Genomic DNA, 5,086 nt, shown 5'->3' on the forward strand with positions numbered 1-5,086 from the left:
TATGAAAACAATGTTTCCACTTTTGAGAGTTCCATCACTCTATGTAAGCTTTTGTTTTTACTCATTCACCAGTTTGAGCTTTATCTCACTAACCCAAGCAGGTAATGTAACCTCTGTCTTGAGCTAGGACTTATAACTACAAAATGAAAAATACGACAAAAATCCTCCACTCATGGAAAAGAATTTCTCTGATTGAAGAGCCTGTAACTCTGCCAAATGGAAACCATATAACTCACACCACCATCTCCCATCCAGGTGCTGCGGTCATCTTGCCTATTGATGAGGGCAACAACATCATCATGATTAACCAGTATCGCCCCTCACTAAAAAAGTGGTTGCTTGAGCTTCCTGCGGGAACATTAGAGGCTGACGAGCCTATTGAAGTCTGTGCACATCGAGAGCTCGAAGAGGAGACTGGCTTTAGCGCCAAGAGTATGGTCCCGTTAGGTCAGGTAACCCCGCTTGCTGGCTTTTGTGATGAGATTCAGTACCTTTTTGTTGCTAAGCAACTAGCTCAAACCCAGCGTTTACCTTGTGATGAGGATGAAGTGATTGAAGTCATCTCATTATCGTTGCAACAGCTAGAGCAAAAGATCGTTGATGGTGAGATTACCGACGCAAAAACCATCGCGTGTTTGAGTAAAGCGAAACTGTGTGGATACATTTAGGAGATTAGAATATGGATTTTCGTTCAGATACAGTAACCAAACCAACAGACGCAATGCGCAAGGCGATGGCTGAAGCCATTGTCGGTGACGATGTCTATGGTGATGACCCAACCGTAAACGAACTAGAACAATGGGCTGCCGAGCGTCACGGTTTTGAAGCTGCACTTTTTACCACTTCAGGTACCCAAGCGAACTTATTGGGCTTGATGGCTCATTGTGAGCGAGGTGACGAGTACCTCTGTGGACAGCAAGCGCACAACTACAAATACGAAGCGGGTGGCGCCGCTGTATTGGGGTCTATTCAACCTCAACCAATTGAAAATAACCCTGATGGAACTCTCGACTTCGCAAAACTAAAGGCGGCCATTAAGCCTGATGATTCACACTTTGCGCGTACCAAATTGCTAAGCCTAGAAAATACCATCAACGGCAAAGTACTACCTCTTAGTTATCTAGCAGAAGCAAGAGAGTTCGTTGATCAGCACGGATTATCGCTTCATCTTGACGGAGCAAGGGTTTATAACGCTGCCGTTGCTTTAGATGTTGATGTTAAAGAGATCGCTAAGCACTTTGATACTATGACTATCTGCTTATCAAAAGGTCTGTCTGCACCAATCGGCTCTCTACTATTGGGTAGTAAAGAGTTAATTGCCAAAGCTCGTCGATTACGCAAAATGGTGGGTGGCGGTATGCGCCAAGCAGGTATTCTTGCAGCGGCAGGCAAGTTGGCTTTAACCGAACAGGTAGAACAGTTAAAAGTCGATCACCAGAACGCTAAAAAGCTCGCGGTAGGTTTGAGCGAACTAAACGGGTTTCACGTAAATCCAGAGTTTGTCCAAACCAATATTGTCTTTGCCAAATTGAATGAATCAGTTCAAATCGAGCAGATTGCCCACCAGCTAGCCAATGACGGTATTACCGTGTCACCGGGTAACCCAATCCGCTTCGTTACCCATAAAGATATCTCCAGCAAGGACATCGACCTACTACTAGAAAAACTTGCGCTGTATGTCGCGTAATCACTTGTTGAGCTTCCCCTAAGGGGAAGCTTTATGCTCTGTATATGTTTGATTTATGAGATGCTTTCATGAAGTACATTGCACTCCTGTTGTCGCTTACCCCACTCTTTGCAACCGCAAGTAGTGAATTTGGCAACGCTGAACTTGGTAAAGTGAAAGCGCCGAGCTGCGTGTTCTGCCACGGCACTGATGGCACGGCCTCTAATCCCTCCTACCCACACTTAAAAGGTCAAAACGCTCAGTACCTTTACCAATCGATGAAAGACTACCAAGATGGTCATCGCCAGGGTGCTTTAGCGGAAATGATGAAGGCTCAGCTATCGCAGCTCAATGATCAAGACCTGCGAGATATCGCGGCATACTTTGCTAGCCAAGAGTAAACAGCAAAGCCCCGAATTTCCGGGGCTTTGGTTTAGTTAATGCCTTTACTGAATATCAGCGGCACTGATTATCGCGTCTTTGGCGGTGCCGTTGAACATGTAGACTTCATCACGTTCACTTCGAGCTTGATAAAACTCGCCGACATAAACCAGATCATCCCCACCCGTATCAGAGCGATACAAGCTGTAGAACACCCAGTTGGCGTCGAGAACATTGCCATAGCTATCAATGACCGCTTGAGGGATTTCAAACAGAACAAGCTCTTCACCGTGAACTGTTCTAAGCTCCCAGCTTCCCGTTGCAACTAAGTTAGCCGTACCAGAGCCGTGCCAGTCGATAGTAAAGAAGTTGGCAACGCCCATAGTGTCGATATTACTTGGACGCACGAGTTCTACACTGACGTCGTGCCCGATACTTGCTGAATCCAATAGATCTGCCTGCACTCCATCACCAGCACTACTGATTACAAACAGCTCGTCCAGACTTAGAACTTGGTCTCCATCATTATCTACACCAGGCTCCCCAAGCGTATGATAAGGTCGCCAATCTTGCATATAGTAACTGTCCTCATCGTTACGCATCGTAATAGCAACTAGCTGCGAACCACTTGGATAGACATCTGAGTCGTTAAGATAATGCGTCCACTCCCCTGGTGCTTCTGTTGAGATATTCCCTCCCTGTTTGTTATGAACAGCAGCAAAGATGATCGAGTAGGTTAAGTTTGGCGCCTCTGGTGAGGCACCGACAATGTTGTTCGCGCTAAGATCAAACTCGAAGCCGGTTACTTCTTTCCAACCATCAGCGGTTAACATAATGTCGAAATCATCGCTAATATCAATCGTAGATAAGGTCCTATTAGTTTCAACCACACTCGTACTGCTCCATGCCATTGAATCAACTTGCGTGATATCGAAATGATCAAAATAGAGTTTATCTATTTGCTCTCCCTCATCAAACTCGGCCCACGGAGAGAACCAGTTGACGTGAGTCGTAAGTGCTGAAATCACTCCGGTTTTATCAATAGGGTCAGTCGTGACAAACTCTTCCGTGACGATCTCTGTCCAGATTTCCGTTTGCCCATTCACCTCTTCAGGGTAGCTATCTAGCGCTTTCAAGCTGTAGCGCTCACCATCGCTAGCTATTAACGCCATAATAATGAAGTCATCCGGATTAGATGGGTCATACACTATGTTCAAGTAGCCGTTGGCGTCGATGAACCAAGTAAATGGACCCGACTCGACACCGTTTTTTGTTTTAGTAACAGTATTGTCGGCAAAGAAATTCCAGATTTTATGTTGGTCTTTATCAGCATCATAGTCATGCCAAGTTAACCCATTGATCATATCCGCTGTAAGTGGAACAGCGCCTCCGCAATCACTGACCGCCTGTTGCAAATCAGCATATTCTGAAGAGCCTAAAGGGCGGTCATTGGCCTCATCCCAACCCGTATCGCCGTTAGTACACACCTTGTACCCTGAAGGCAGATAACTGGTCATTTCCATGCCAATGATTTCACTGTATGGTGTGCCGTCTTCATCCCACTCAAAAAAGCCAAGCATGCTGAATCGTCCATCTTGATCCGCGATATAAGCAAAGTGCTCAGTATCACCACCGTTGTTTACACTGATGATTCCAGTTTCAGTCATGTACCAGCTAAAGCCAGTGGTATAGTTTTCTTCCGACTCATAATATGTACCAGAGCCATCAGAGTTAAACTGATAACTAAAGTAATGGGCAGTACTTTCTTGATAATACAGAGTTAAACCATCTAAATAGCTGCTATCTATACCGATATAGCCACAGTTACCCGCAGAGGATACGAAGTTCCAATAGTTATCTGCTGGGCTATGTATTTCTCCAGTGTTTTCCGAACCACAGATTCTATACTGAGGACTAAGCACTTCATTAAGCCGCGCCTCTGCATCGGCTTGGTGGATAAACAACTGGCCTATGTTGGTTGTCCAATCAAAGTAATCTAGCCCCATATTTTGCGCCCACATATCGATGCGTTGACGGTAATATGCGTTAAACCAAGGGTAAATGTTGTTCTCATCTATCGCGGCAACCAAAATGAGATCTGGGCCATTGCTGACGACATAGCTGTTAGGCATGACACCATTGTCACTTAACGTAATCGGTACGACGGTTGGCGTACCATCTGTCATGCGCGGATCTTGCGTAACGGCATACCATGTACGTGCTAAACCGTTCTCATGATACTGGAATGTAGCGTTAGGGAGAGAAGCGGCATAGCGATCTAACCCCGGCACGACAGAATCATCAATATCAAACATCGAAGTGCCGCCTGAGCGCGCGTTTTCGATTTGTTGAGGTAAGCTGTCGACATCTTGGCTACCCCACTCATCAAATGAAACTGTCGTCCAGATACCATCGAACTGATGGGTGTATATACGATACGCCTGCCCTATGTTATCGGTTGGTGCGGTAAAGTCATAGCCATCAAGCGCGAGATGCTCCCACGTAACATGCTCGTTGCGTTCGGTATCTGACACCTCTCTAGAAGTTTGCGCCCACTTGTGGAACATTAATCCAGTAGGATCATTGCCTTGAATGAGTTTGATATTCGAGGTTTCATCTAAAACAAAACGCCTTCCCTGCTCCACTATACTGCCGTCAGCTTTATGCTCACGCAAATACTCATACCAGTAACTCGTCAGGTTGTCCCAGTTGTCCGGCGTATAATTGAAATCGGCGTATTCTTCATGTATGCCATCTTGAGGGTTAGCCCAAATAGGCATGGCAAAACCAACTCCATATTCGCCATTGTCGCCAGCCGCCATCAGTAAGACGGTATTGATACTACCGTCGGCCTCCCAATCTTGTGAATCTTCAACCCTAACGGAAAGCAAGCCACTTGTTTGAGTTTGGTTGACGCTGGCGTAATTAACGACATGAGTACTAACATCACTGTAGTTGAAGCCCGCAACATCAAATTGAGTCATGTGCGATGTTGTTTGCTGGTTTCCATCGACTTGTTCAAAAGTCACGACAAATGAT

Annotated in this window: 4 protein-coding genes; 3 read left to right on the forward strand and 1 reads right to left on the reverse strand. The window is 45.8% G+C overall.

Annotated features, from left to right (window positions below; all coding sequences use genetic code 11):
* Positions 1–143: 143 nt before the first annotated feature.
* The 3 genes from QTO00_RS14570 (at position 144) to QTO00_RS14580 (ending at position 2,067) form a co-directional block, all read left to right on the forward strand.
* The gene (locus QTO00_RS14570; protein ID WP_331425440.1) at positions 144–668 is read left to right on the forward strand and encodes an NUDIX hydrolase; all 525 of its coding nucleotides are present in this window, start codon (positions 144–146) and stop codon (positions 666–668) included.
* Positions 669–679: 11 nt separating this feature from the next.
* Positions 680–1,687: a low-specificity L-threonine aldolase gene (ltaE, locus tag QTO00_RS14575; RefSeq protein ID WP_331425441.1), complete on the forward strand. Its 1,008-nt coding sequence runs from the start codon at positions 680–682 to the stop codon at positions 1,685–1,687.
* A gap of 68 nt (positions 1,688–1,755) precedes the next feature.
* On the forward strand, positions 1,756–2,067 hold the full coding sequence (locus QTO00_RS14580) for a c-type cytochrome (RefSeq protein WP_331425442.1): 312 nt from the start codon (positions 1,756–1,758) through the stop codon (positions 2,065–2,067).
* Positions 2,068–2,112: 45 nt separating this feature from the next.
* On the opposite strand, the gene QTO00_RS14585 is transcribed toward QTO00_RS14580, so the two are convergent.
* Positions 2,113–5,086: hypothetical protein (locus QTO00_RS14585; RefSeq protein ID WP_331425443.1), on the reverse strand; the 2,974-nt coding region annotated here is incomplete at its 5' end.

Origin of the sequence: Vibrio sp. M260118, from assembly GCF_036533755.1 — a bacterium.
Taxonomy (GTDB): Bacteria; Pseudomonadota; Gammaproteobacteria; order Enterobacterales; family Vibrionaceae; genus Vibrio.

Coding starts and splice junctions, on each gene's coding strand:
- QTO00_RS14570 (WP_331425440.1), top strand. CDS start 144: ATGAAAAATACGACAAAAATCCTCCACTCATGGAAAAGAATTTCTCTG.
- ltaE (WP_331425441.1), top strand. CDS start 680: ATGGATTTTCGTTCAGATACAGTAACCAAACCAACAGACGCAATGCGC.
- QTO00_RS14580 (WP_331425442.1), top strand. CDS start 1,756: ATGAAGTACATTGCACTCCTGTTGTCGCTTACCCCACTCTTTGCAACC.